The sequence below is a fragment of the Nocardia sp. CS682 genome, from assembly GCF_004634405.1.
Classification (GTDB): Bacteria; Actinomycetota; Actinomycetes; order Mycobacteriales; family Mycobacteriaceae; genus Nocardia; species Nocardia ninae.
Map to the genome: position 1 here is coordinate 5547178 of NZ_CP029710.1, position 26181 is coordinate 5573358.

Below are 26181 nucleotides of genomic sequence, written 5' to 3' on the forward strand. Positions count from 1 at the left end.
AGCGGCCGCCGCGGACGAGTGAGTGTTCCCCCGATTAGCAGACTATGGTCGCCGCGCCGGACCGACAAGGCTCGTCCGCTGCCGCCACGCTGCCCTTGACACGGTCCACCAGCGCCGATCTGCGCCGCGCCGGACGGATATCGGCGAGTGTGAGTAAGGACACAATTATTCCGCGGTCCTGTTGGGTACCGCGCGGGCGGCCCGGTGTGAATCCTGCATGCCGGTAACATCACGCCAAGCGCTACGGATCATTTATCGGGACGTATACGCGCGCGCTCCGGCGGCCCCGAGTCGTCGCAATTGCCGATAGTGGAGAGTTGATGCCGAGCTTGAACCAAGCAGATCTGCATGCCAGTGAGCCAGCGGTCCGGGTGACGGACGTCCGGAAGTCGTTCGGCGATGTGCATGCACTGCAGGGGGTCAGCTTCGTTGCCGACCGCGCCTCCGTCCTCGGCATCCTCGGTCCGAACGGTGCGGGCAAGACGACGATGGTGAAGATCCTGTCCACGCTGCTGCGCCCGGACTCCGGCACCGCCGTGGTCGCCGGGCACGACGTGCTCAAGGACGCGGCGGGGGTGCGCCGGTCGATCATGATGACCGGTCAGTACGCCGCCCTCGACGAGAACCTCTCCGGCCGGGAGAACCTGGAACTGTTCGGTCGCCTGATGGGCCTGACCAAGAGCGCCGCCCGCAAGCGCGCCGACACCCTGCTCGAGGAGTTCGACCTGGTGAGCGCGGGCCGCCGGGCGGTGCGCCACTACTCGGGCGGCATGCGCCGCCGGGTCGACATCGCGTGCGGCCTGGTGGTGCGACCGGAGGTGGTGTTCCTCGACGAACCGACCACCGGCCTCGACCCGCGCAGCCGTCAGGGGGTGTGGGATCTGGTGAACGCGCTGAAGGCCCAGGGCATCACGGTCCTGCTGACCACGCAGTACCTCGAGGAAGCCGACGTGCTCAGCGACAACATCATCGTCATCGACAAGGGCACGGTGATCGCCGAGGGCACCGCCGACGAGCTCAAGGAGAAGACCGGCGGCAGCTACTGCGAGGTGGTCCCGCTGGACCCGACGCAGCTGCGCTCGACCGCCGCCGCCCTCGGCGACCTCGTCCCCGCCGCGGTACTCGCCGACATCAACGGCGGCGACCGGCTCTCCATCCCGGCCCCCGAGGGTGCGGCCACGCTGACCGAGGCGCTGCGTCGCCTGGACAGCGCGGGCATCGACCTGGCCGACATCGCGCTGCGCAGACCGTCGCTCGACGACGTGTTCCTGTCCATCACCGGACGTTCGGGTGGGACGGCGTGACAACGGCTACCGCCCCTGATCGGGCCGCGGACGCGGCCGCACTGTTCGCGGACCTACCCGAGGCTCGGCTGTCCTCGCTCGCGCAGTGGCGCGCGTTGTCCGGCCGCATCGTCTGGACCATGGCCACCAAGGGCGAACTGATCGTCGCGGTGGTGACGCCGCTGGTGTTCACACTCGGGTTCTATCTGCCGTTGCGCTTCGTGATGAAGTTCCAGGGCATCGACTACGCCCAGTACGTCATGCCGATCATCGTGCTGCAAACGATGGCCTTCACCATGATGTCCAATGCACAGCTGGCCGCGTTCGAAGCGTTGACCGGGCTGAGTACCCGAATGCAGACGATGCCGATCGGCATGCTGGTTCCGTTGTCCGCGCGGATCGCCGCCGGGCTGGTTCGCTCGGTCACCTCGCTGACCGCAGCGCTGATCTTCGGCTACCTGATCGGCTTCCGCTTCGTCGCAGGCTTCGGGCAGGCCGTGTTGTTCTGCGTGTTCTCGTTGGCGGTCGGCACCACGCTCGCGCTCGGCGCCGACGCGCTCGGCAGTTTGACCAAGAGCCCGGAATCGCTGAGTCAGGCACTGACCCTGCCCACGCTGATCTTCGGCATGCTGTCCTGCGGGTTCGTTCCGGAACGCAGCTTCCCGGACTGGATTCAGGGATTCGTGCGCAATCAGCCGATCTCCCAGTTCTCCTTCGCACTGCGTGACATGGCCGCGGGCGGTGTCACGTGGCAGGTGTTGTGGGTACCGCTGACCTGGGTGATCGGGCTCGCGCTCGTGTTCATCCCACTGTCGATCTGGGCAAGCGTGAGGCGATCATGAGTTCGGTAGAGGCCACCATGGCGCCCATCGACGAGACCGACAAGATCTCCTGGAAGACACCGCTTCCCGAGGTCGCGGCGACACCGGAGAACTCGCTGCGCAACTGGTTCACGCACAGCCTGATCCAGTGCAAGCGGCTGCTGCTGGTCTGGGCGCGCGATCCCGCGACCACGATCCAGACGCTGGTGTACCCGGCGCTCACGCTGCTGATGTTCAAGATCGTGCTCGGCAAGTCGATCACCAACTACACCGGCCAGCCGAGCATCTACGCGCAGATGGCGTTGCTCACGCTGGTCGCGGCGATGTCCGGCGCGGTGGTGAGCGCGCTCGGTTTCAAGGGCGAGAAGATGTCCGGTCTGCTCGGCCGGTTCTGGACCATGCCGATCCACCGGGCGGCGGGGCTGACCGGACGCCTGCTGGCCGAAGCGGTTCGGGTATTGGTGACCACCCTGTTCGTCGTCGGTGTCGGGCTGCTGCTCGGCTTCCGGTTCAACCAGGGCCCGCTCGCCGGTCTCGCGCTGATCGGCATCCCGGTGCTGTTCGGTATCGCCTTCGCCGTGCTCGTCACCGCGCTGGCCACCGTCACCGAGGGCGTGATGCTGGTGAACATCATCGGCATCATCAACACGCTGCTGATGTTCTTCAACACCGGCTTCGCCCCGGCATTCGCCTACCCGGTCTGGTTGCGATCGACGATCCAGAACCAGCCGATGAGCTGTGCGATCGACGCGATGCGCGGCCTGTCCTACGGCGGGCCGGTCGCCGAGCCGCTGATGAAGACCGTGCTGTGGACGCTCGGCCTGATCGTGGTGTTCGCCTACCCCGCGGTGCGCGGCTATCGACGGGCGGCCGAGACCGGCGCCTGATCGAAGTCGTAGTCCAGCCAGCGATTGCGGTTGGTCCAGCCGACCAGGTCGTAGCGCCAGTGGAACGGCCAGGTGTGCGCGACGGTGTTGAACAGCACCGCGCCGAGGGCGGTGTAGTCGTCGTGTGCGGACAGCAGGGCGCGCTGTCCGCGCGGCGAGGCGTTGAAGAACGCGTCGAACATGGCGATGGACTGCTCGGTGGTCAGCCGGCCGAGTCCCCACAGCCCGCGCATCCGCATCCAGTACACCAATCGGGCGCGGCGCGGCCACAGTTCGGCGACCGGGTCGCGGCCCTGCTGTAGCGCGGTGATCGCGGTGTCCACCAGCGCGAGCGAGTCGGCGACGCTGTAGCCGGTGCAGGGATGCATCATGCCGCCGCGTGAGCCGAACGGAATGGCCTGGGCGACGCCCTTTTTCGGCGGTCGTTGATCGAGCGGGTAGTGCGCGGCCTCCGTCGGCTCCGTGCCGGTGAGCCGAATGCCGTGCGCGGCAAGTCGATTGAGGGTCCGTTTGCGCAGCTCGTGCTGCGGCATGCCGCCACGCAGGCCGAGGCTGGTCTCCTCGAAGATCACCGTGCCGTCGCCGAGCGGCACCGAGTAGAGGAACGACGGCGGCTCGTCGGGGCCCGCGCCGTTCTCCGGTCGCCAGTCCAGCAGCAGTCCCTCGCCCTCGGCCACCATCGGCGCGGCCGTCTCGGCGGCGACGAAGATGCCGTGCGCGCTGGCGGCCCGGCGCCGGCCGAGCGTGGGCAGGCCGCGTGTGTCGAAAACCGTCGCCGCGGTCACCGTCGTGCCGTCGGCGAGGGTGACGACGTGCGCGTCGACCTGGGTGGCGCGCCCCGTCAGTACGGTGGCCCCGTCGAGCGGGAGTGCCTCGCGCAGGCCCGTTTTCGACAGCACGCAGTAGGGGCGATCGATGCGCAGTGCGGTTTTGGTCCAGACGGTGGGCTGCGAAATGGTGCTGGCGATCGCGCTCGCAGGCAGCCAGTCCGGCAGTTCGTCGACCCAGCAGGAGTAAGTGGGCGGCCACAGCCGATCGGGCCGCGGATCGACCGCGGTCACGCTGAGCCCTGCGCGCAGCGCACGATGCGCCAGCGCCCGGCCGGTCGGACCGAGCCCGACCACACACACGTCGACATCTCGGACCGCGCTGACACCCATGAGGGCATTCAATCCGCTGCGGCCGGGCCGACGCAACTGTCCGCGCGCATCGAGCCCCCGGAAATCGGGTCTCGCATTAAACCGAACACGGTGAAAGCGCGCAGTCCGAGAATTGTGTTTCACGGTGCCCCCAGAATTGGTGGCCCTGCAACTTCAGTGATGAAAAAGTGCTGTGTCACACCGTAGTCTCGGTGCCGGACGCGGGTGGTTTCCGCGTTCAGGAGAAGGGGAATCATGAGTGGCAATACCCTCCGTAGGCTTGGTGTGCTCGCGGTCACAGCCGGTGCGGCTGTATTCGCGGTTATGCCGGCATCGGCGCACGGTGCGCCCGCGGAGTCCGCAATTGTTGCGGTGCAAGAGCACGATGCGCGAAAGCTCACCTTGACAATTCACTCGGCGGCCATGGACCGCGATATCCAGGTGGAGACGCAGCGGGCGGCCGACACCAGCGTGCCCCGGCCGGTGCTCTACCTGCTGCAGGGTGCCGGCGGCGGCGAGGACGGCGTCACCTGGGAGACGGAAACCGATGCGCTGCAGTTCCTTTCGACCAAGAATGTGCACGTGGTCTCGCCGATCGGCGGCATGTTCAGCTACTACGCGGATTGGATCAACGACGATCCGCGCCTGGGCAAGCAGAAGTGGAAGACCTTTCTGACACGCGAATTGCCGCCCCTCATCGATAAATATCTGGCGACCAGCGGGCGCAATGCCATCGCGGGCCTCTCGATGGCGGGCACCACCACGCTTGCGCTCGCCGCGACCACCGGCGACCTCTACTCCAGCGTCGCCGCCTACAGCGGCTGCGCGCAGATCAGTGACCCGGTCGGCCAGGAGTTCATGAAGCTCACCGTGGAGACCTGGGGCTGGGCGAAGCTGGCCAACATGTACGGCGCGGCCAATGATCCGCGCTGGGCGGCCAACGACCCGTACGTGCAGGCCGAGGGGCTACGCGGCAAGTCCATCTACATTTCCAGCGGCGGCGGTATCCCCGGAAAATACGATGAATTGAACGGCAAGTATTCGCTGCCCGGTGTCGACGGTATCGCGGCCCAGCTCATCAAAGGCGGCGCCATCGAGGCGGCGACCAATTACTGCTCACGCAATATGCAGACCCGCCTGAATACTTTGGGTATTCCGGCAACGTATGACATTCACCCGGACGGCACCCATTCCTGGGGATATTGGGAAGACGCGTTGAAGAACTCGTGGCCCGCGCTGTCTGCTCCGTTGGGAATTTGAGATGTGGATTCGCAAACAGGCCGCGCGCATCGCCGGCCTGATGTTCGCTGCCGCCTGCGCGGCGGTGCTGCACGCGCCCGCCGCGGCGGCCGCCCCGCCGATCCCGGCCTTCGCCGGCGCCAACGACTGGGCCTGCCGCCCGTTGGCGGTGCACCCGCAGCCGGTCGTGCTCGTCCACGGTTCGGGCACCGACGCGGCCAACAGTTTCGCGATGCTGGCACCGCTGCTGCGGGCCGAGGGCCACTGTGTCTTCGCGGCGAATCTCGGCCCTACCCCGGGCCTGCGTGACGTGGTCAGCGGCCAAGCCGGTTCCAGTGCAGTGGGTATCGGCCCGGTCGGCGCCGCGGTGCTCGGCCGCACCATCTACGGCGTCGCCGACATCGATCGGATGGCGACCGAGTTGAGCGACGTCGTGCAGGCCGTGCAGAAAGCCACCGGCGCGCAGCAGGTGGCGCTGGTCGGTCACTCCACCGGCGGCAACGTGATCCGGCAGTACCTGCGCTCGCACGGCCCCGCCGCGGTGACCCAGGTGATCACGCTCGGTACCCCGTATCGGGGCTCTACCTGGGCCGGACTCCGCGACAACTACCCCGACCTGGCCTCGATCGGTTTGGAGAACGCGCAGATCGCCGCCCAGGTCTTCGGAACTCCGGGTCAGCAGCAGGTGGTTGGGTCACCGCTGCTGAACCGGCTGAACGCGGGAGGCGAGACCGTGCCCGGTGTCCGGTACACGGCCCTCGCCTCCCGCGCCGACGAGATCATCACCCCGCAGGAGACCGCGCTGCTCACCGCGCCCACCGGTGCCAACCGCAATATCTGGCTGCAGGACGGCTGCCCGGCCGACATCGCGAATCACAGTGGGCTGCTTGGGGATCCGCGTGCCGCCGCGGCGGTGCTCAGCGCGCTGGCGAACGACAACCGGCCGCTGCCCTGCTGAAAATTGGTGCGGCTACTTCGGTGTGATCCAGGTGGTGATGTCGGCGTGCACGACCTCGAGGCCGTGCTTGTCGTAGACCGACACCGGAATGATCAGGTCCCGGCCCTCGGTGATCGCCGCGAAGTCGGGGACCTCCGGCAGCTTCGCGACGGCCCGCAGGCCGGTCTCGGCCTTGGCCAGGTACTGCACGTTCATCGCCTTCGGGATCCAGCGGTGCGTCTCCGGCACGGTCGCCTCGCTCAGCATGCCCATGGCCACCTCGGCCAGGTTGCAGGCGGCGATGGCGTGGTAGGTGCCGAGGTGGTTGTGAATGCCGAACCACTTCGGCGAGGTCACCTCGCACAGGCCCGGCTCGAGTCGCACCACGCTCGGCAGCACCGTGCCGAAGTACGGCACCCGCGCCACCATGCCCAGCGAGAACAGCGTGTGGCCGAGCCGATTGTCCGGCAGTTTCTGCCAGCTGCGGTAGGTCGCGGTCGCTTTCGTCATGCGCTCATCTTACTGCTGAGTAAGTTCGGTCTGTCGAGTGTGCCCCAAATCACTGTGACAGCGGGCTCGGGGGCTATCTGGTCGCCTGTCCGAATTGCTATGTTTATCCGTTGCGTCGATCGGTGACGGGACTGGGGGCCGACGCCATTCCTGTTGGCGTAGAGGGGAACTGGGAGTTCTCGAGCATGGGTATCCGCACAATCGTCGCCGCGCTGGGTATCGCGCTCGGCGGCGCGGTCATCGCGACATCCGCAGGGGCGGGCCAGGCTGCCGCCGTCACGCCGGTCATCGCGCCGCAGGACGGCATCTATCTCGGCCTCGAACTCGATCACAATGAGACGGTCGCGTTGCAGCGCAGTCCGCTCATGGGTGTGCTGAACGGCCCGCTGACCACCGACGGGCTGTTCTACCTCGATGAGGACTCCGTCTATCAGGGCGGCGAGCTGATCGACGGCATCCAGTACAGCGACGACCTCGAGTTCTCGGGCGTCACCGCGGAGGCGGCCGCCACGCGCAGTGGTTCGATCGCGCTCGCCGTGGTCGATCCGGCGCTCTACGACGGCTCGAAGTATGTGATCGTCCAGGTGCTGCGCTGACCTGATCCGCCTCCGGCGGGTGGGGTCGGATCGGTCGAACAGGCGAACGGCGGCGGCCGTGCTGGTTCCTCGGAATCGGCACGGCCGCCGCCGTTGTTGCCTGGCCGTCACGCCGATGACCTGGGCGGAGCCGTTCCCGGGGGCCGGATTTGAAGTAGCCGAGCGCGTCGGGCATACTGTTCGGGTTGCCTTGCACCGGGCCGTGCCTGTTTCCGAGTTGAGACGGGATGGCTAGGGAAGGCGAGCAGTACCAATCGTGTACCTCACCGGTTCATCCGGTGTGGGTACGTCCGGGAACACGATTCCAGGCCTGAGATGAAGTTCGATCCAGTGCCGAAGAATGAGCGGATGGGCGACACGCCCGACCGCGTGGACCGGAGAACCATGACAGATGAACAGCGGCGAGGACCGAAGCATGCGTGCTCGGTCGTGGTCTCACGTGAGACGTCTTCGTGTGTTCGGGCTGTGCAAATTGAGGGTGGTACGGAAGCCAGCTTCCGGATCACGAAGGTATAAGCGGAGAAAAGGACACTTAGCGTGGCGGGACAGAAGATCCGCATCAGGCTCAAGGCCTACGACCACGAGGCGATCGACGCGTCAGCGCGCAAGATCGTTGAGACGGTGACCCGCACTGGGGCCCGTGTCGTCGGGCCGGTGCCGTTGCCGACCGAGAAGAACGTGTACTGCGTCATCCGTTCGCCGCACAAGTACAAGGACTCGCGCGAGCACTTCGAGATGCGTACGCACAAGCGGCTTATCGACATCCTCGACCCGACGCCGAAGACGGTCGACGCGCTGATGCGCATCGACCTCCCGGCCAGCGTCGACGTCAACATTCAGTGACGGGGACTGGAGATATGACTGACAACAAGAACAGGCCCGCGGCGGGCATCCTGGGCACCAAGCTCGGGATGACCCAGGTGTTCGACGAGAAGAATCGCGTCGTTCCCGTGACCGTCATCAAGGCCGGACCGAACGTGATCACCCAGATCCGCACCGTGGAGCGCGACGGCTACAGCGCCGTCCAGGTTGCCTTCGGCGCCATCGACCCGCGCAAGGTGAACAAGCCGGTCTCCGGCCAGTTCGCCAAGGCCGGTGTCACCCCGCGTCGCCACGTTGCCGAGATCCGCGTCGCCGACGCGTCCACCTTCGAGGTCGGCCAGGAGATCAACGCCGACGTCTTCGAAGAGGGCACCTACGTCGACGTGACGGGTACCAGCAAGGGCAAGGGCTTCGCCGGCACCATGAAGCGGCACGGCTTCGCCGGTCAGGGCGCTTCGCACGGTGCGCAGGCTGTGCACCGTCGCCCCGGCTCCATCGGTGGCTGCGCCACCCCCGGCCGCGTGTTCAAGGGCATGCGTATGTCGGGCCGCATGGGTAATGACCGCGTCACCACGCAGAACCTCTCGGTTCACAAGGTCGACGCCGAAAACGGCCTGCTGCTGATCAAGGGTGCGATCCCGGGTCGTCGCGGCAATGTCGTGATCGTCAAGAGCGCAGTGAAGGGTGGTGCGCACGCATGACCAGCCTCGAAAAGAAGGCCAACCTGACCCTGCCGGTCAAGGAACTGGGCGGCAAGACCAATGGCACCGTCGATCTCCCCGCGGAGATCTTCGACGCGACCGCGAACATCTCGCTGATGCACCAGGTGGTCATCGCGCAGCTGGCCGCGGCCCGCCAGGGCACGCACTCCACCAAGACCCGCGGTGAAGTCCGCGGTGGTGGCAAGAAGCCGTACCGGCAGAAGGGCACCGGTCGCGCCCGTCAGGGCTCGACCCGCGCGCCCCAGTTCACCGGTGGTGGCGTCGTGCACGGCCCGCAGCCGCGCGACTACAGCCAGCGCACCCCCAAGAAGATGATCCGCGCCGCACTGCGTGGAGCACTTTCGGACCGGGCGCGTAACGAGCGCATCCACGTGATCACCGAACTGGTTGCCGGGCAGGACCCGTCGACCAAGACGGCCAAGAGCTTCCTCGCGGAGCTGTCGGACCGCAAGAAGTTCCTCCTCGTCCTCGGACGTGAGGACATCGCGGCCTGGAAGAGCGTGCAGAACCTCGAGTTCGTGCACCCGATCGCGCCGGACCAGCTCAACACCTATGACGTGCTGGAAAGCGACGAGGTCGTGTTCAGCGTGGAGGCCCTCAACGCCTTCGTGCACGGCCCCGCCGAGGCGGCACAGGAGGAGAGCAAGTGACCACCATCGCCGACCCCCGCGACATCCTGCTGGCGCCGGTCATCTCGGAGAAGTCCTACGGACTCATCGAGGAAGGCACCTACACCTTCATCGTGCACCCGGATTCCAACAAGACGCAGATCAAGATCGCCGTCGAGAAGGTCTTCGGTGTCACGGTTACCAGCGTCAACACCGCCAACCGTCAGGGCAAGCGCAAGCGGACCCGCTTCGGTTACGGCAAGCGCAAGAACACCAAGCGCGCGCTCGTGACCATCTCGGCCGACAGCAAGCCCATCGAGATCTTCGGAGGCCCGGTCGCGTAAGCGCCTGGGACTCCAGAAAGAAGAGAAGAACTCATGGCAATTCGTAAGTACAAGCCGACAACCCCGGGTCGCCGCGGGTCGTCCGTTTCGGACTTCGCTGAGATCACTCGGTCGACCCCCGAGAAGTCGCTGATCCGTCCGCTGCACAGCAAGGGTGGTCGTAATGCGCACGGTCGCATCACCACCCGGCACCGCGGTGGCGGCCACAAGCGGGCCTACCGTCTGATCGACTTCCGTCGACTGGACAAGGACGGCATCCCGGCCAAGGTCGCGCACATCGAGTACGACCCGAACCGCACCGCGAACATCGCGCTGCTGCACTTCGTGGACGGCGAGAAGCGCTACATCATCGCGCCCAAGGGCATCGCGCAGGGCACCCCGATCGAGTCCGGCCCCACGGCCGACATCAAGCCGGGTAACAACCTGCCGCTGCGCAACATCCCGACCGGTACCACCATCCATGCGGTGGAGCTGCGTCCGGGTGGCGGCGCGAAGATGGCTCGTTCGGCCGGATCCAGCATCCAGCTGCTCGGTAAGGAAGGCTCCTACGCCACGCTGCGTATGCCCTCCGGCGAAATCCGCCGCGTCGACGTGCGCTGCCGCGCCACCGTCGGCGAGGTCGGCAACGCCGAGCAGTCGAACATCAACTGGGGCAAGGCCGGCCGTATGCGCTGGAAGGGCCGTCGCCCCACCGTCCGTGGTGTCGTGATGAACCCGGTCGACCACCCGCACGGTGGTGGTGAAGGTAAGACCTCCGGTGGTCGCCACCCGGTCTCGCCGTGGGGACAGCCGGAAGGCCGTACCCGCAAGCCCAACCGCCCGAGCGACAAGCTCATCGTCCGCCGCCGCAAGTCCGGCAAGAACAAGCGCTGAAGGAGGAGGTAAGAAATGCCACGCAGCCTCAAGAAAGGCCCGTTCGTCGACGACCACCTCCTCGCGAAGGTGGACGTGCAGAACGAAAAGGGCACGAAGCAGGTCATCAAGACCTGGTCGCGTCGTTCGACCATCATCCCCGATTTCATCGGCCACACCTTCGCCGTCCATGACGGTCGCAAGCACGTGCCGGTGTTCGTCTCGGACAACATGGTCGGGCACAAGCTCGGTGAGTTCGCGCCGACCAGGACGTTCAAGAGCCACGTCAAGGACGACCGGAAGAGCAAGCGGCGATGACGACTGACACTCAGAATCCGACTGCACGCGCGACGGCTAAGCACGTTCGCGTGACCCCGATGAAGGCCCGTCGCGTCGTGGACCTGGTCCGCGGCAAGCGAGTCGAGGATGCCCTGGCGATCCTGAAGTTCGCGCCCCAGGCCGCGAGCGAGCCAGTTGCCAAGGTCGTGGCCAGTGCCGCGGCGAACGCCGAGAACAACCTCGGCCTGAACCCGGCCACCCTGGTCATCTCGACGGCCTACGTCGACGAGGGTGCGACCATGAAGCGGTTCCAGCCGCGTGCCCAGGGTCGTGCGTTCCGCATCCGCAAGCGCACCAGCCACATCACCATCGAGGTCGAGAGCATCCCCACCGCCGGTGGAGCAACTCGCAACCGCCGGAAGGGAGGGGCAAAGTAAATGGGACAGAAAATCAATCCCCATGGCTTCCGCCTCGGTATCACCACCGACTGGAAGTCGCGTTGGTACGCGGACAAGCAGTACGCGGACTACGTCAAGGAAGATGTCGCCATCCGTAAGCTCCTCGCCACCGGCATGGAGCGGGCGGGCATCTCCAAGGTGGAGATCGAGCGGACGCGGGATCGCGTCCGTGTCGATATCCACACCGCTCGTCCGGGCATCGTCATCGGCCGCCGTGGCGCCGAGGCCGATCGCATCCGGGCCGAGCTGGAGAAGCTCACCAAGAAGCAGGTGCAGCTGAACATCCTCGAGGTCAAGAACCCCGAATCGGATGCGCAGCTCGTTGCTCAGGCCGTGGCCGAGCAGCTGTCCAACCGCGTGGCGTTCCGTCGTGCGATGCGTAAGGCCATCCAGTCGGCCATGCGTTCGCCGAACGTCAAGGGCATCCGCGTGCAGTGCTCGGGCCGCCTCGGTGGCGCCGAAATGTCGCGCTCGGAGTTCTACCGCGAGGGTCGGGTGCCGCTGCACACGCTGCGCGCCGACATCGACTACGGCCTCTACGAGGCCAAGACCACCTTCGGTCGCATCGGCGTGAAGGTCTGGATCTACAAGGGCGACATCGTCGGTGGCAAGCGTGAGCTCGCCGCCGCGGCCGCTCCGGCAGGCGATCGTGATCGCCCGCGCCGCGAGCGTCCGTCTCGCCCGCGTCGCTCCGGATCCGCCGGTACCACGGCGACCAGCACCGAGGCCGGGCGCGCCGCCACCGCGGTGGTGGACGCTCCGGCAGAGACACAGGAGGGCTGACGCAATGCTGATGCCTCGTAAGGTCAAGCACCGCAAGCAGCACCACCCCGGTCGTTCCGGCATGGCCAAGGGCGGCACCTCGGTGGCGTTCGGCGAGTTCGGGATCCAGGCGCTGGAGCCTGCTTACGTGACCAACCGGCAGATCGAGTCGGCACGTATCGCGATGACCCGCCACATCAAGCGTGGCGGCAAGATCTGGATCAACATCTACCCGGATCGCCCGCTCACCAAGAAGCCTGCCGAAACCCGCATGGGTTCCGGTAAGGGTTCGCCGGAGTGGTGGATCGCGAACGTCAAGCCCGGCCGCGTGATGTTCGAGATGAGTTACCCCAATGAGGAGATCGCTCGTGAGGCCCTGCGCCGCGCGATGCACAAGCTCCCGATGAAGTGCCGGATCGTGACCAGGGAGGAGCAGTTCTGATGGCTACCGAAACACCGGCCGCAGAGCTCCGCGAGCTCACCGAAGAAGAGTTGGTGCAGAAGCTGCGCGACTCCAAGGAAGAGCTGTTCAACCTGCGCTTCCAGATGGCGACGGGTCAGCTGGACAACAACCGTCGGCTGCGCGTGGTTCGTCACGAGATCGCGCGCATCTACACGGTCATGCGCGAGCGCGAGCTCGGTCTGGCCTCCGGACCCGCTGACAAGGGAGATGCGGCATGAGCGAACAGAAAGAGCAGCAGCGCGCCAGCCGCAAGGTTCGAGTTGGCTACGTTGTCTCGGACAAGATGACCAAGACGATCGTCGTCGAGCTGGAAGACCGTAACCGGCACAAGCTCTACGGCAAGATCATTCGCACCACCTCCAAGGTGAAGGCGCATGACGAGAACGAGATCGCCGGCATCGGCGACCGCGTCCAGCTGATGGAGACCCGACCGCTGTCGGCGACCAAGCGCTGGCGTCTGGTCGAGGTGCTGGAGAAGGCCAAGTAGGCCTTTTCGAGCTGTCAGGCGAAGGCCCGCTTCCCGGTTGGGAGGCGGGCCTTCGTCGTTTCCCGGGCAACTCGATCTCCACGTTACTTTCACGTGGGCCACGTGGTATACATGTGGCATGTCCAAACGCAATCTGACGATCCAGCTCGATGAAGAGGTGATCACCTCCGCGAAGGTGATTGCGGTACAACGGGGCACGTCGGTCAGCGCGCTGGTGACGCAGTACCTGCGCGAGATCGCTCAGGACGCTGAGCGCTACGAGTACGCCAAACAGCAGGCGCTCCAGCTGATGGCCGAGGCCGAAGGGCACGGAGGGCGTGTCACCTGGAGTCGAGAGGAGCTGTACGACCGAGGGGAGCGGAGGTACGCGTGATCGCGGTCGAGCGCACCTTCATCGACACCAACATCCTCATTTACGCTCACGATATCGAGGCCGGGGAACGGCACCGGATCGCTCGAGACGTCCTCACGGACCTGTGGCGTCGCGGCGTCGGTTTGCTCAGCACCCAGGTGCTGCAGGAGTTCTACAACGTTGCGACGCGCAAGTTGACGCCACGGATGAGTCCAGCGAAGGCCCGCCGGGTCATTGCGACCTACAGCGAATGGTGCGCGCGCGACACCGACCCGCTGGTGATCATGAACGCTTCATTTCTAGCCGAGACGCACACGGTGTCGTGGTGGGACGCATTGATCATCGAGGCCGCTTCCCGGTCCGGCGCGAAATACATACTGTCGGAAGATCTTCAACACGGCCGCAGCTTCCTCGGGCTAGAGGTGCGCAACCCCTTCCTCGAACCAGCGGGTTAGCTCAGATCCGGACCCGCAGGAGATCGCGGCGAGGGTTGGACAGTCAGGAGGGCGCGTACTGCGGTTGCCGGTCGCGCCCGTCCTTGTAGTGTCGTGTTGACGGCGAACACTGCGTCGAAGCACCTGGCCTCGGTAGCAGTGCCGGCCGATGCGGAGGTGGGATTGTTGGTGCAGCCATACGACCGGGCGCTGCTGCGTAAGCATTTGCTACAGACTCGGATAGCGGGCGATGTCGCGACGCCACGCGAGGGAAACCTGGCGCATTACCGAAGAATGGTCGCCAAGGATCCCGGCTACCAATTCGGGTTGGCGTTGAAGGACTGGACGTTCGACGAGACCTTGGACATGATGGCGCGGCTGTGCGGCGTCAATCCCGACCCGCGGCACCGGCAAGGCGCCGACACCATCGGCGTGGACCTGACCATCGAGGCGCTCGACGAGATGGGTGCCCGAATCGGGCAGGCCGCGCGCGCTCGAGAGACAGTGCTGCTGGCCACCGGACACCCCGGGCCGCTCATGGGCGTCTACCGCGCAGTCGAAGACGCGTTGCGCGCCGCCGGATGCGAGGTGCTCACCCCCGCCGCGGGGTGGTCGTACCCCGTCATCACCGCGAACGGCTCGCGGATTCGCGAAATCGTCTACAGCTCAGGTGTTGCCGCGCTCAGCACCGGCGGCCGACTGCAGCACACCCACGACCCGAACCCCATGCAGGCGATGCTGCAAGAACTGCGCGACCGCCGCGAACCGCACCCCTGGCCCGACCTCGTCATCGCCGACCACGGCTGGGCCGGCGCCGCGGGCGAAGCGGGCATCGACACCGTCGGGTTCGCCGACTCCAACGACCCAGCCCTGTTCGCGGGCCGCGCCGAGGGCAAGATCGCCGTCACCGTCCCGCTCGACGACGGCGTCTTCCCCGAATACTACGAACCGATGACCGACTACCTGCTCGACCGCGCGGGTCTCACCGGCTGAACCCACTCGACGGCCGAGCGCAAAGGTGAACTACCGCTTGACCATTGGGCAGCACGCAGCAGCGGCGGAATTCATGGGATAAATCGGTAGCGGCTTGTCGGTGCGGCGTGACAAGCTCGGTCGGTGCGGTCCTATCGGGTGGTTTTGGCGAGTGCGGATGTGCGCAACGTACTGCTGCTCGGGGCGCTGGTACGCATCCCGTTCTTCGCCGGGGCCGTGCTGCTCGCACTCCACGTCGTGCAGACGTTGCACGGCTCCTACGTGCAGGCCGGTGTGCTCAGCACCGTCGCCACCGTGTGCATCGCGCTGAGCGGTCCGTGGCGCGGGCGGCTGCTCGATCGATTCGGACTGCGCCGCACCGTCGCGCCGTCCATTCTGGTCGGCGCGGTGTGCTGGTCGATCGCGCCGTTCGTCGACTACGTGCCGCTGCTCATCTTCGCCGCGATCGCCGGACTCTTCGACGTCCCCATCTTCACCGTGGTCCGGCAGGCGGTCATCGCCGCGACGACTGAGCAGAACCGGCAGCCGGCGCTCGCGTTGGAATCGGTGTCGGTCGAGTGCGCCTTCATGGTCGGGCCGATCGTCGGTGTCGCCGCCGCCAGCATCTGGTCGACCACGATGGTGTTGTTCTTCGTGCAAATGACTTTGGTGCTCGCCGGCATCCTGCTCTGGGTGCGCAATCCACCACTGCGCTCCGCCAAGGACACCGACCGCGCGAACGCCGTCGCCGTCCCGCGCCGCAGCTGGTTCCGCCTCGAATTCGTCGCCCTGTGCGTCGGCGCGAGCGCGGCGATCGCCGTCCTGGCCGGCTCCGAACTGACCTTCGTCTCGGCCATCCGCGAATTCGACGCGCAGAAATGGCTCGGCGTCGTCCTCGCGGTCTGGGGCTTCGGCTCGGTGGTCGGCGGCCTCACCTACGGTGCGCTGCACCGCAAGATCTCCACCTACCTGCTGCTCGCGGCCCTCGGCGCCGTCACCCTCCCGATGGCCTTCGCTGTCGGCCCCGTCTCCCTCGCCATCACCGGCCTGGTCGCCGGATTATTCTGCGCCCCAACGATTACCGCCTCCATCGATCAGATGAGCCGAATAGTTCCCGAGGGCGGCCGCGGTGAAGCCATCGGCTGGCACAGCGCCGCCCTGACCCTCGGCAACGGCATCGGCAGCTCCATGGCAGGTATCGCCATCGACGCGGGCGGCTTCCCCGCAGGCTTCGGCGCCGCAGCCGCCCTCGGCCTGGGCATCGGCCTCGGCATCCCGCTCCTGCTCGCCCTGCACCACCGCCGCCACCCAGCCGTCGACAAACAGCCGAGTCGAGTCGGCGCCTGAATCTCGGCCGGTGGGCATGAGGTCGCGCTCAGCGGCCGCTGTCGAGTTGTGCCTCCGATCGGAGCTGTTCGGCTGAACCGTTGTGACTGCCGGTAGTTCGGCCATGAGTGGCTGAATGCCCGTCTCAGCGTGGGGGTTCCAGTGGTCCGTCGTCCGAAATTCGCTGGTCGCAAGCATTTTTCGCGTATCTTCCGCTCCGCTGCGGTAGCCCCCGTGCCGTGGGGGAGCGAGGTCCCGCTGCCCTGTGGTGATCGGTGGTGAGGTCAGGTTTGCACCGGGTCTTGCGTTATACGTATACATCTACATATAGTGGTCGCGACGGGTGCTGATGCGCAGTGGCCCGGGGAAATCGAGACTGAGGATCTGGGCCGACGGGGCGAATGAGGGGTCCGCCGGTTCTGGATCGATGCGTGCATGCGCATTTACGTATGGATGGAGTCGTCATGAGTAACGAATCGGTGCAGGCGGTTGTGGTCGAGGGGGGTGTCGACTTCGAGAAGGCGGACCCGGAGGGGTTTCGGGAAGTCGTAGTGAAGGTGGGTCCCGGGAGTGGGCGGGTGCAGCGATTTGTCGGGCGGCGGCTGGGGGAGTCGACGCAGATCACCAAGGCGGGGGTCGAACTGGTTCGGGTTTATTCGAGCCGCAAGGGGAAGTACGTGGTGCACAAGCAAAGTGCGGAATGGACCGATTTTTCGGTGGTGGCCGATTGGGTCAAGGAATTGAAGAAGATGCAGAAGAAGAACTGGCGTGGCGGGGTGGACCTGGACAATCAGAGTTGGGGCGACCGCACGCTGGAGGTGGTGGATTCGTTCGAGGAACTGCGGGAGCGGGTGCCCGCCAAGATCTTCCGCACACTCGCCGACACTTCCGCGCACCCCCCTATCGAGGATCTCGACATCTGAGCGGCGGCTCGGATACCGAAAGGACGCATTCCCATGTTTGCTCGACTCGGGCAGTTGGTCGTGCACCATCCGTGGAAGGTGATCGGCCTGTGGCTGCTCATCATCGTCGGTGTGGTGGCGACGGCGCCGCAGCTCAAATCGACCACCGACCAATCCGACTTCCTGCCTTCGCATTACGAGTCGATTCAGGCACTCGACATGCAACAGCAGGCTTTTCCGCAGAGTGCGGCGCCCGCGGCGCTGATTGTCTTCGCCCGCTCCGACGGAGCACAGTTGAGCGATAGCGACACCGCCGCGGTGGCGTCCATCGGCGCGAAACTCACCGCGGCCAACATCAAGGATGTCACCGGGCTACAGCCGATTCCGCCGTCGGAGAACCGGCTGATCCAGGTCATCGCGGTGCAGCTGACGAAGGTGACCAGCGCGGGCGACACGACCCAGAGCGACGCGGTCAAGGCGCTGCGTGACGCGCTGAAGACGCAAGTGCAAGGCGGCGAGCTGAAGGCGGGCGTCACCGGTCAGGCGGCGCAGATGCTGGATCAGATGGAGTCGAGCGAGAAGGGCATGGCCATCATCGGTGTCGCGACGATCGTCCTGATCCTCGTGCTGCTACTGATCATCTTCCGCAGCCCCGTGATCGCGCTGCTGCCGATCGTCACCATCGGCGCCGTCTCCAGTCTGGTCGGCGGGCTGATCGCGATGACCGCCGAGGCCTTCGACCTCAAGGTGGACAGTTCGGTGAACGCCATCCTGCTGGTCGTGCTGTTCGGTGTCGGCACCGATTACATCCTGTTCCTGATGTTCCGCTACCGGGAACGGCTGCGCGCGGGGGAAGATCCGAAGACCGCCATGGTCAGCGCCGTCACCAGGGTCGGCGAGGCCATCACCTCCGCGGCGGCCGCGGTGATCATCGCGTTCATGGCACTGACCCTGTCCACGCTGGGCATGTTCCGGGCGCTCGGTCCCGCGCTCGCCATCGCGGTCGCGGTGGCGCTGCTGGCCGGTCTCACCCTGGTGCCCGCCGTGGTTTCGTTGTTGGGCACCAAGGTGTTCTGGCCGTCGAAGGCGTGGCAGGCGGAGCCGAAGGGCGCGCGTTTCGCGGCGCTCGGTGCGGCTCTCGGCCGTCGTCCCGCCGCCTTCGCGGTGGTCTCCGGCGGTGTGCTCGTCGCGCTGGGCATCCTGGCCGTCGGCTTCAATCCGACCTTCGATCTGAGTTCGGGCTCGACCTCGGATGCGTCCGAATCGGTGGTCTACAACAAGGAACTGCTCAAGGGCATGCCCGCCGGCGCCACCCAGCCGTCGGACGTGTTGCTGCGGGCCGACAATGGCGCGCTGACCAGCGATCAGCTCGCGACCTACCGGACGGCGTTGATCGCGGTGCCCGGCGTCGGCCAGGTGGCGGAGCCGCTGCTGTCCGCGGACAAGGCGACCGCCAACTTCCAGGTGACGCTCACCTCCGCACCGGAATCGGATGCCGCGATCGAGACGGTCCGTAATCCGTTGCGCGACGCCGCGCACGCGGCCGCGCCGGCAGGCACGACCGCCGCCGTCGGCGGGATGACGGCGATCTTCGTCGACTTCCAGGACGCGATGAACCACGACTACGCGATCGTGTTCCCGGTGGCGGCGATCCTGATCATGATCGTGCTGGCCTTGCTGCTGCGCAGTCTGGTCGCGCCGTGGTATCTGATGGCGTCGGTGTTCCTCGGTTTCGCCGCCACGCTCGGCGCCGCGGTGCTGGTGTTCCAGCACATCCAGGGGGAGACCGGCCTGATCTTCACGCTGCCGGTGATCATGTACCTGTTCGTGGTCGCGCTCGGCACGGACTACAACATCCTGATGGTGGCCCGGTTGCGCGAAGAGGCCAGGGAGGGGCGCGATACGCGGGAAGCGGCGGCGCTCGGTGTGCAGCACACCGGTCCGACGGTCGCGGCCGCAGGCCTGATCCTCGCCGGCACCTTCGCCTCGATGATGTTGGCGGGCAACAACGTTCTCTCGCAGATGGGGTTCGCCATCTCGGTCGGCATCGGAATCGCCGCCTTCGTGATGGCGATGTTCTTCACCCCGGCGCTGACGGCGTTGCTCGGGCACCGAGCGTGGTGGCCGGGGCATGGTGACGAGAAGCCCGGTACGTCTGCGGAGCGGGGAGCATACGACACCAACGAGGTGACGGCACCGACCGCACGCTGACCGTGCCGAGCAGTGCCTGAAATGGTCGAGCACCGGTAACCGCAACGAAAAGGGCTGCCCTCTGGTAACTCCGGAGGGCAGCCCTGCTGCTGTCCAGCGAGAATAACCCGCGCGAGATCAGCCGCTGATGGCGAAGGGACGGCGGACCTTGATCCCCGCCTCCACCGCGCGGGCTACGGCCGCACGGGAGACGCCGACCTCGTTGGCGATGCCCGGCGTCAACCAGGATTCGTCGGCGAGACGAAGGATCTCGGCGAGTTGCTCGACGGAGAGATTCGACATTCCGCGACGTGCGATCTCGTGTGCGAGAGCGGTGATTTCGTCGTCCTCATCGATCTCGTCCGCATCGTCGGGGAGCTCCGGCTCGATGTCCGCGAAGGGAGCGCGCCCGACAATACTGGCAGGCTCGGTGCGCTGGCTGGGGCGCGGCGGTTCAGGGTTCTCCTCGAAGACGAGTTGTTCGATCTCGACATCGGAGATGCTGGAGGAGGCCGACTTTCGGCGGCTGGTCGTGGGGCGAGAAACCGTTTCCCCGGAGATCGCCTGTGCGACAGTGTCGGCGATCGTTGCTGCGGCCTTCCGAATGGGGTCACCAGGGTGAGGCTCTTCTGGCTCGTCGCCGAGCGACGCGTCCGCGATGGGGCCGGGTGCCGGCGCGGTGGGTCCGGAATCGGCGGGTTCACGCGGCATATCGTCGATCGGAAACAGCGGCATCGCGTGCCCGTTGTGCGTGGCCTGCCCGTTCGTCGGCGTCCGGCCGCCGTCGACGGTGCGGCCGTTGACGTGTGCGGTGTCGCCGCTGAGGGGTGTGGTGCGGGCGGTGCCGTTGACCGGCCGACCATTCGTTGACGTGGGCCGGCCGTCGTCGGGAATGGCGTGACCGTCGGTGGCGTCATGACCGTTGGTCAACGCATGGCCGCTGGTTTGGGGGGTGTGCCCGTTCGGCCGTGCGACATGACCACCGTCAGCGGAGTGGTCGATGGTTTGTGCGGTGCCGTTGGGCGGTGTGGCGCCGTTGACCGGCCGACCATGCGTTGACGTGATGCGCTCGTCGTCGGTGACCGCGTCCCGAGGTGCGCTGTCGGCCGAATCGGCGTGCAGCACAGACCTGTTGGGCGCGGAGCCTGCAGTGTTGATGGGCGGTGCGGTACGCGGGTCGCGCAACTCGACGGGCAGTGGATGGCCGTTGATAGCCGAGAACGGCGCTGCGACACGGCCGTTGGTGGTGACTTGGCCGTTGGTGGCGGAATGGTTCGCTACCGGTGCCGGAGCAGACTCGCGTTGATCTTCAGCCGAAACCGAGCGCGGGGCGTGCCCGTTGAGCGCGGGCCCAGAGCCTTCAGCGGGCGCATACGGCCCACGCTGGGCAGTGTCGGCCGAGAACGACGACACCGCATGACTGCTGGTCGCCGGCTCCGGCTCAGCGCTCCGCGGTTCCGCCGACTGCCGATCGACACCCATCGATCCCGCGTCCACTCGTTCGGCTCCAGGCACGCGAGCAGCGACCGTCGCCTCGTAGGAATCGACTCCCCCGAGCAACCACCGCCGATCATCCGGCGCATCGACGGTGAGCCCGACGCGCGAATCCCGTTCGCTGACGCGGTGCCGAACCGGCACGTCCCGGTCCACCACCGGCGCACCATCGATGAGCAGCGCATAGCGCGCGGAAACCCACGCGTGCAACCAGATCACGACGCCGACCATGATGGGCGCGATCGAGTATTCCGCGGCGCGCCCGAACGAACCCGTGGCCAGATGCGGCCCGGCGTTCAACGCGATGGTGGTGCCGAGCAGCGCGGTCTCGAAGAAGATCACCTTGCCGCGGGCGAGCTCGCGTCCCCAGCGGGCGGCGGTGGTCGCGGCGACCATGATGGTGATGATCGGAATCGAGATCATCGCCTCGATCCCGTAGCTCAACCAGTACAGCGGATCGGACATGTCGCCGCTGGGCACCAGATTGTGCTGCACGTTCACACCCGCCCACACCATGCCGAGCACGACGACGGCGATCAGCGCCCGCGACGACCATTCGGCGCGCCGGTAGAGCTGGGCCAGTCGCGCGTCCTCGCTCGACACCCGCCTGCGTGCGGCCAGCGCCCGCCGATGCCACCGCTCGTCCGCCTCGTCGGCCCGCCGAATCTTGGCCGCCGTCCGGCGATCTCGCTTCTCCGCGGCCAGCTCTGCTTCGACCGCCCGTCGTCGCTGCTTACGCCGCTGCGCCCGAACCCATTCCGCGAGCTCGCGTTCCGCCCCGATCTCCCTCTCGGACAACACCTCGAACAGCGCCGTGTCGTGCTGCAGCGGCAATTTGCCACGGGCCGTCTCGACCCGCTGCGCCAACGCGGCGATCTCGGAACTACCGGTGGATTGTTCGTCGCGCATCGCGAGCCTTCCCGGAGCAGATCGTCAACAGACCTACTTGCTCGAACGTATGTGTGATCGCAATGAGGCTAAACCGGCCACCGGCCGAGGTCAATGCCGACGCTCGAAAACCAGTGCGAATATCTCGGACGTTCGCGTGACACGCCGCTTGAAGCAACACGCCGTTGGGTTCGGGCTGAAATGGGGTCTAAAACGGCGGCACGCAGGGTGGGGAATTCCTAAGCGACGTGCGCGATTTCGTCAGCGCGTGTGATGGGAAGGGTGTGCACCCGATCGACCAGCACAGCTGCTCAATTCATAGTTGTATGCCAAACGATGGCAGCAGCCAGCGCGCCCGCACCATTGACCGACCAATGCAGCGCGATCGGCGCCAGCAAACTGCCGCTGCGCCGGCGCAGCCAGGTGAAGACGACACCGGCGGCCGCGGTAGCGACCACGGCGAGCAGAATGCCGATGATCTGCCCGAGGACACCCCCGCCGACGAATCCGGAAAGTCCGCGATTGCTACTGGTCAAACCCAGCGACGAGGCGATGTGCCACAACCCGAAAAGCAATGATCCCGCGGCGAAGACGCCGCGCGCGCCATAGACCCGATCGAGTGTGCCGTGCAGTACGCCACGGAATGCGAGCTCCTCGGGAATCACGGTCTGCAAGGGGATCACGATCATCGAGGCGATCAGCGCGCCGGAGATGGTGGCGTAGCGATCGGCCAGGAAGAACGGCCGGGTGATCGGCAGCGCCGCCCCGATGGCCACCGCTGCGAGCACCACGCCGACCGCGCCGAGCGCGTAGAGCGTGCCGCGTCGCCAGTGCCGGGGGGAGAGGCCGAATTCATGCCAATTCATGCCGCGGCGGCGCATCAACGCCAGCAGCACGAGGGCGGCCACGGGGACGGTCACAATGCTGGCCCAGGCGGTGGTGAAGTGCGCGATCAGATTGGTCCCCGCCAGGACTACGACAACCACGGCCACGTCGGCATATGCATGCAATTTGTGGCGGGGCGGCGTGGTTTCCGCGAGGTCCTGTGCGAGCATCCCGCCCAGTGTACGGATGGGCGCGGGTCCCGCCGCGTGGTCGGTCATTTGTGGTCGGGATACCCGAATCGGCCGGTTTCATCGGTCTCGATGTGGTGGCGCGTCGCACCGGTTACTGTGACTAGAACTTGTTTCAGTTACAGGAGCCGCGCTCGACGTGGCCTGAGCCACCGCGGCGGGCGCCCCGGGCCGGCTGACTGCCAGTGCTTGTCAGCCGGCCCATCCCACTGGATCGGTCCAGGCTTGCAGCTTCCGGGTGGTCTCGAACCGGCGCGGCAGGTTGCTGATCGGATCGGTGAACTCCAGCGACGCGGCGAGCAACTGGAGCGGTCGGGTGAAGTCGTCGACCGGTTTGTCGGTCAGCACCGGATAGAAGTCGTCGCCGAGGATCGGGACGCCGAGGCCGTTCATGTGCAGCCGCAGCTGATGGGTCCGACCGGTCAACGGGCGCAACCGATACCGGCCGAGCCCGTCGCGGTGCTCGACCAACTCGATCGAGGTCTCGGCATTGGGCTCGCCGTCGACCTCCTGCGCCGCGAGCACGTGCTTCTCTTTCACGATCCGGCTGCGCACGACGCGCGGCAGGCTCAGCGCGGGATCGTACGGCGCGATCGCCTCGTACTCCTTACGGACGGTCCGCTTGTGGAACATCGTCTGATACGCCCCGCGCCGCGCCGGGTTGATGATGAACAGCACCAGCCCGGCCGTCACCCGATCCAGCCGATGCGCCGGGATCAGGTCCGGCAGCTCGAGGTCGCGGCGCAACCGCACCAGCGCGGTCTGCAGGATGTGCTGGCCGCGCGGAATGGTCGCGAGGAAGTGCGGTTTGTCCACGACGAGCAGGTCGTCGTCGCGGTGCACGATGGTGAGGTCGAACGGCACCGGCGTCTCGACCGGCAGGTCGCGGTGGAACCACACCGCGCCGCCGGGAACGTAGGGCGCGTCCGGCCCGATCGGGCCGTCGAGATCCACGATCCCGCCGTCGCGCAGCAACTCATCGATCCGGGCCGGATCCACCCTTGGCAGTCGCTCGACCAAATGGTCGCGAATCGTCGCCCAGTCGCCGTCCTCCGGCAGCCGGAGCCGGGCCGGGTCCAGGCCGTGCCGCTTCGGCAACGGCGGTTGCTGCCGCCTTCTCATCGGCATCGACCCTAGTCGCCGGGGGTTTCGCCGCGCGCTCCCGGGTCAGTGGGCGCGCACCGCGATGCCCGGGTAGTCGAGGACGAAACCGGACTCGTCATAGGTGAGCGTGCAACGGAAATCGAACTGCGGTGCCTGGTAGGCGAACCGCTGGTGCGGACCGTCGTCGGCGATCCGGCCGTAGACCTGCTCCAGCCGGGTCACTTCCAATCCGACGGCGTGCACGTAGGCCGCCGGCGCATCGGTCGTCGCATCGACGTCGAGGCCGAGGCGGTGCACCGGGAACGCGTTGGTCAGTGCCGAAGCCGCCAGGTCGACATCGAGGCAACCGCTCAGGCCGGCCTGCGGCAAACCGTCGACCGTCCAATTGCCCGCACCATCGGTGTCCAGCGCGACCGTGTGCCAGCCGCCGGGGCGCCGGGTCGCGACCCTGGCTCGCCGGGTGTGCCACGACGGGTCGAGGGTGAGCTGATAGTCCACCGCCCATGCGCGGCCGTCCTCGACCGCCGTGGTGCAGCCGTCGATCTGCACGCCGCTCTCGGTCACCTTGAAGTAGGCGATCTCGAAACCGGTGCGCGCGCCGCGATGCTGCCAGGCGGCCGACGGCGGTGCGGGCTCGAACATGACCGGCGCGAATTCAGAAGCCGCGCAGGCGATCCGGGCGAATCCGGACCACAGCGGAGTATTCGGTGAAGAACTGCTCGGCGGTCATCGAGATGTCCTTCAGGCCGTCGGTGTATTTCGCTGTGTACGTAGCGATTTCGTCGGGCGTGGCGGCCACGTCATCGATGCGGGCGGTCCCGGTGAACACGACGACATCGCCGCCCCACTCGGTGGCGTTGAAGTTCAGCGAAACGCGCGGGTTGCGGGCGAGGTTGCGCAGCTTGGCCTGGTCCGGCTTGCTGAACAGCAGGAACTCGTCGTCGCCCCACTGGAACCAGACCGGGTTGGGTTGCGGTGTGCCGGACGCCCCGACGGTGGTCAGCCAGATGACGGGTTCTTTGGCGAGGCGCTCGGCGACCTTGGCCCCGAAGGGGGTGCTCGGGTCGACGACGGGGGCGGCAGCGGATCGTTCGGAGGCCGTTGTGGTCATGCTCGGGACAACGCCGCGACAGCCGGGACGATTCCTGATCGGCGCATTTCGGCCGTCGCGGTCCCGGACTGTCCCGGGTGGGTGCGCAATCGGGCTACGGCGTCGCTCGCTCGTCGAGGACCATCCGCCGGGCTTCCACCAACGTCCGGCGTGCTCGGCGGCGCATTCGGCACATATCCACGCTGCAGTTCAAATGCACCTGCATGGCGCGGTGGGCCTGATCCGGTGTCAGCGCGCCCGGGTCGGCAGAACACGGCGAAATTGTGGAAATGATCCGTGTAACAAACATATTCACGACTCCAATGTGGTGTTTCCGTATGGTGAAAGCTAGCCATGTATCCGCGCTATCGGGCCTGGTCGAGCCGCTGTTCATGGAGCGTTCCCCGAGGCGATGGGCATCGGAAAGCCTTGTGTACGAAACCGTTTTCGCAGGTAACCGGAGCAAGTCCGCAGCGCGACAAGCTATTCGGCGATAAAACGCGCGCATTTCTGAAAGAGGTCGAATGAACACCGAGATGCTGGACGAACTTTGGCGGTCATGGGCCGAACGTGGGGCCGTTCTGACAGCGGAACAATGGGCGACGCCGACACGACTGCCCGGCTGGTCGGTGCGCGCGCTGTTCGCGCATGTAGCGCCCGATCCCGCGATCATGGCAACGATGCGGGACGCCAGGGTGACGGGCCCGCCCGCAGCCGAAAACGGAGCGGAGATCCTGCGAATCTTCAACGCCCCCGGCGGTTTAGCGCACACAGCAGCCGACGACATCGCCGTGCAGGCCAGTGAAACGGCGGAGCATATCGACACCGACGCACTGCTGCGCCGCTTCGCCGAGGACGGCCCGCGGGCGCTGGCGGAACTCGGCGCTATCGACCCGGCCACCGTGCTGCCGCATCCGCACCTCGGTGCCGTGACCTATCAGGCATTGCTCGAGGTGGCCATCGTCGACGTCACCGTGCACCTGCTCGATCTGATCGCGGCGATCGGTGGCCCGCCGGTGCCGCAGGCCACGTTGCGCGGCGTCGCGCAGGTGTTGGCCGCCGTGCCCGACCCGGTCGACTTCATCGAGGCCGCGACCGGGCGGAGTCCGAGCACGGTGCTGCCGGTTATGCGATAGCCGACCGTCGG

Annotated in this window: 31 protein-coding genes; 24 read left to right on the plus strand and 7 right to left on the minus strand. The window is 66.6% G+C overall.

Annotated features, from left to right (window positions below; genetic code table 11):
* The first annotated feature begins 320 nt into the window (after nucleotides 1–320).
* Genes DMB37_RS24940 through DMB37_RS24950 form a run of 3 tightly spaced genes read left to right on the plus strand, consistent with a single transcriptional unit; the run spans nucleotide 321 to nucleotide 2991 of the window.
* Nucleotides 321–1304 carry an ATP-binding cassette domain-containing protein gene (locus DMB37_RS24940; RefSeq protein WP_135234755.1) on the plus strand — a complete coding sequence of 328 codons (984 nt, stop codon included), beginning with the start codon at nucleotides 321–323 and terminating at the stop codon, nucleotides 1302–1304.
* Complete coding sequence (locus tag DMB37_RS24945) at nucleotides 1301–2125, plus strand: ABC transporter permease (protein ID WP_135234756.1); 825 nt, start codon at nucleotides 1301–1303, stop codon at nucleotides 2123–2125. The genes DMB37_RS24940 and DMB37_RS24945 overlap by 4 nt, the downstream gene beginning before the upstream one ends.
* Nucleotides 2122–2991, plus strand: coding sequence for an ABC transporter permease (locus DMB37_RS24950; protein WP_167768929.1), 870 nt, complete (start codon nucleotides 2122–2124; stop codon nucleotides 2989–2991). The genes DMB37_RS24945 and DMB37_RS24950 overlap by 4 nt, the downstream gene beginning before the upstream one ends.
* On the opposite strand, the gene DMB37_RS24955 is transcribed toward DMB37_RS24950, so the two are convergent.
* Entirely contained in the window at nucleotides 2961–4151 is a 1191-nt protein-coding gene (locus DMB37_RS24955) for a lycopene cyclase family protein (RefSeq protein ID WP_135234757.1), read from the minus strand. The genes DMB37_RS24950 and DMB37_RS24955 overlap by 31 nt on opposite strands.
* Nucleotides 4152–4454: 303 nt before the next feature.
* Between DMB37_RS24955 and DMB37_RS24960 the strand changes: the two genes are divergently transcribed.
* A complete protein-coding gene (locus DMB37_RS24960) occupies nucleotides 4455–5390 on the plus strand; it encodes an alpha/beta hydrolase family protein (RefSeq protein ID WP_240771647.1) in 936 nt (311 codons plus the stop codon).
* A 1-nt stretch (nucleotide 5391) separates the two neighbouring features.
* On the plus strand, nucleotides 5392–6327 hold the full coding sequence (locus DMB37_RS24965; protein ID WP_135234759.1) for a triacylglycerol lipase: 936 nt from the start codon (nucleotides 5392–5394) through the stop codon (nucleotides 6325–6327).
* Between the two features lie 12 nt (nucleotides 6328–6339).
* Here DMB37_RS24965 and DMB37_RS24970 read toward each other — a convergent pair whose 3' ends face one another.
* Entirely contained in the window at nucleotides 6340–6816 is a 477-nt protein-coding gene (locus tag DMB37_RS24970; RefSeq protein ID WP_135234760.1) for a hotdog fold domain-containing protein, read from the minus strand.
* A 185-nt stretch (nucleotides 6817–7001) separates the two neighbouring features.
* Between DMB37_RS24970 and DMB37_RS24975 the strand changes: the two genes are divergently transcribed.
* From DMB37_RS24975 to DMB37_RS25060, 18 genes are all read left to right on the plus strand, one after another.
* Nucleotides 7002–7412: a hypothetical protein gene (locus tag DMB37_RS24975; protein ID WP_135234761.1), complete on the plus strand. Its 411-nt coding sequence runs from the start codon at nucleotides 7002–7004 to the stop codon at nucleotides 7410–7412.
* Between the two features lie 537 nt (nucleotides 7413–7949).
* Nucleotides 7950–8255, plus strand: a complete 306-nt coding sequence (rpsJ, locus tag DMB37_RS24980) for a 30S ribosomal protein S10 (RefSeq protein WP_003938093.1) — start codon at nucleotides 7950–7952, stop codon at nucleotides 8253–8255.
* A gap of 14 nt (nucleotides 8256–8269) precedes the next feature.
* The gene (gene rplC, locus DMB37_RS24985; RefSeq protein ID WP_040731331.1) at nucleotides 8270–8935 is read left to right on the plus strand and encodes a 50S ribosomal protein L3; all 666 of its coding nucleotides are present in this window, start codon (nucleotides 8270–8272) and stop codon (nucleotides 8933–8935) included.
* Entirely contained in the window at nucleotides 8932–9606 is a 675-nt protein-coding gene (gene rplD / locus DMB37_RS24990) for a 50S ribosomal protein L4 (RefSeq protein WP_107654112.1), read from the plus strand. The genes rplC and rplD overlap by 4 nt, the downstream gene beginning before the upstream one ends.
* The gene (gene rplW / locus DMB37_RS24995; protein ID WP_040731336.1) at nucleotides 9603–9908 is read left to right on the plus strand and encodes a 50S ribosomal protein L23; all 306 of its coding nucleotides are present in this window, start codon (nucleotides 9603–9605) and stop codon (nucleotides 9906–9908) included. Before rplD ends, rplW begins: the two co-directional genes overlap by 4 nt.
* A gap of 33 nt (nucleotides 9909–9941) precedes the next feature.
* Nucleotides 9942–10781: a 50S ribosomal protein L2 gene (gene rplB, locus DMB37_RS25000; RefSeq protein WP_107654113.1), complete on the plus strand. Its 840-nt coding sequence runs from the start codon at nucleotides 9942–9944 to the stop codon at nucleotides 10779–10781.
* Nucleotides 10782–10796: 15 nt separating this feature from the next.
* A complete protein-coding gene (rpsS, locus tag DMB37_RS25005) occupies nucleotides 10797–11078 on the plus strand; it encodes a 30S ribosomal protein S19 (RefSeq protein ID WP_019045020.1) in 282 nt (93 codons plus the stop codon).
* Nucleotides 11075–11476, plus strand: a complete 402-nt coding sequence (gene rplV / locus DMB37_RS25010) for a 50S ribosomal protein L22 (RefSeq protein WP_107654115.1) — start codon at nucleotides 11075–11077, stop codon at nucleotides 11474–11476. Before rpsS ends, rplV begins: the two co-directional genes overlap by 4 nt.
* A complete protein-coding gene (gene rpsC, locus DMB37_RS25015; RefSeq protein WP_107654116.1) occupies nucleotides 11477–12280 on the plus strand; it encodes a 30S ribosomal protein S3 in 804 nt (267 codons plus the stop codon).
* Between the two features lie 4 nt (nucleotides 12281–12284).
* Nucleotides 12285–12701 (plus strand): 50S ribosomal protein L16, encoded by a 417-nt coding sequence (rplP, locus tag DMB37_RS25020; RefSeq protein WP_025347180.1) that lies wholly within the window; start codon nucleotides 12285–12287, stop codon nucleotides 12699–12701.
* Nucleotides 12701–12940: a 50S ribosomal protein L29 gene (rpmC, locus tag DMB37_RS25025; protein ID WP_039822417.1), complete on the plus strand. Its 240-nt coding sequence runs from the start codon at nucleotides 12701–12703 to the stop codon at nucleotides 12938–12940. Before rplP ends, rpmC begins: the two co-directional genes overlap by 1 nt.
* Nucleotides 12937–13209 (plus strand): 30S ribosomal protein S17, encoded by a 273-nt coding sequence (gene rpsQ / locus DMB37_RS25030; RefSeq protein ID WP_107654117.1) that lies wholly within the window; start codon nucleotides 12937–12939, stop codon nucleotides 13207–13209. The genes rpmC and rpsQ overlap by 4 nt, the downstream gene beginning before the upstream one ends.
* Nucleotides 13210–13327: 118 nt before the next feature.
* Complete coding sequence (locus DMB37_RS25035) at nucleotides 13328–13582, plus strand: DUF6364 family protein (protein ID WP_135234762.1); 255 nt, start codon at nucleotides 13328–13330, stop codon at nucleotides 13580–13582.
* On the plus strand, nucleotides 13579–14016 hold the full coding sequence (locus DMB37_RS25040; protein ID WP_167768930.1) for a PIN domain-containing protein: 438 nt from the start codon (nucleotides 13579–13581) through the stop codon (nucleotides 14014–14016). Before DMB37_RS25035 ends, DMB37_RS25040 begins: the two co-directional genes overlap by 4 nt.
* A 168-nt stretch (nucleotides 14017–14184) precedes the next feature.
* The gene (locus DMB37_RS25045) at nucleotides 14185–14988 is read left to right on the plus strand and encodes a phosphatase (RefSeq protein ID WP_135237816.1); all 804 of its coding nucleotides are present in this window, start codon (nucleotides 14185–14187) and stop codon (nucleotides 14986–14988) included.
* 123 nt (nucleotides 14989–15111) lie between these two features.
* Nucleotides 15112–16314, plus strand: a complete 1203-nt coding sequence (locus tag DMB37_RS25050; protein WP_240771648.1) for an MFS transporter — start codon at nucleotides 15112–15114, stop codon at nucleotides 16312–16314.
* A gap of 443 nt (nucleotides 16315–16757) precedes the next feature.
* Nucleotides 16758–17216: an EXLDI protein gene (locus tag DMB37_RS25055; RefSeq protein WP_167768931.1), complete on the plus strand. Its 459-nt coding sequence runs from the start codon at nucleotides 16758–16760 to the stop codon at nucleotides 17214–17216.
* Between the two features lie 33 nt (nucleotides 17217–17249).
* Nucleotides 17250–19406, plus strand: a complete 2157-nt coding sequence (locus tag DMB37_RS25060) for an MMPL family transporter (protein WP_135234765.1) — start codon at nucleotides 17250–17252, stop codon at nucleotides 19404–19406.
* Between the two features lie 117 nt (nucleotides 19407–19523).
* Here the strand turns inward: DMB37_RS25060 and DMB37_RS25065 are convergent, their stop codons facing one another.
* The 5 genes from DMB37_RS25065 to DMB37_RS25085 all read right to left on the minus strand — a co-directional run bounded on the left by DMB37_RS25065 (nucleotide 19524) and on the right by DMB37_RS25085 (nucleotide 25055).
* A complete protein-coding gene (locus tag DMB37_RS25065; protein ID WP_135234766.1) occupies nucleotides 19524–21788 on the minus strand; it encodes a hypothetical protein in 2265 nt (754 codons plus the stop codon).
* 290 nt (nucleotides 21789–22078) lie between these two features.
* Complete coding sequence (locus tag DMB37_RS25070; RefSeq protein WP_135234767.1) at nucleotides 22079–22822, minus strand: CPBP family intramembrane glutamic endopeptidase; 744 nt, start codon at nucleotides 22820–22822, stop codon at nucleotides 22079–22081.
* A gap of 210 nt (nucleotides 22823–23032) precedes the next feature.
* Nucleotides 23033–23962, minus strand: a complete 930-nt coding sequence (locus tag DMB37_RS25075; protein WP_135234768.1) for an RluA family pseudouridine synthase — start codon at nucleotides 23960–23962, stop codon at nucleotides 23033–23035.
* Between the two features lie 45 nt (nucleotides 23963–24007).
* Entirely contained in the window at nucleotides 24008–24586 is a 579-nt protein-coding gene (locus tag DMB37_RS25080; protein ID WP_135234769.1) for a putative glycolipid-binding domain-containing protein, read from the minus strand.
* Between the two features lie 13 nt (nucleotides 24587–24599).
* Nucleotides 24600–25055 carry a TIGR03667 family PPOX class F420-dependent oxidoreductase gene (locus tag DMB37_RS25085; RefSeq protein ID WP_135234770.1) on the minus strand — a complete coding sequence of 152 codons (456 nt, stop codon included), beginning with the start codon at nucleotides 25053–25055 and terminating at the stop codon, nucleotides 24600–24602.
* A gap of 503 nt (nucleotides 25056–25558) precedes the next feature.
* Here DMB37_RS25085 and DMB37_RS25095 point away from each other — a divergent pair.
* The gene (locus tag DMB37_RS25095; RefSeq protein WP_135234772.1) at nucleotides 25559–26170 is read left to right on the plus strand and encodes a maleylpyruvate isomerase N-terminal domain-containing protein; all 612 of its coding nucleotides are present in this window, start codon (nucleotides 25559–25561) and stop codon (nucleotides 26168–26170) included.
* Nucleotides 26171–26181: the final 11 nt, after the last annotated feature.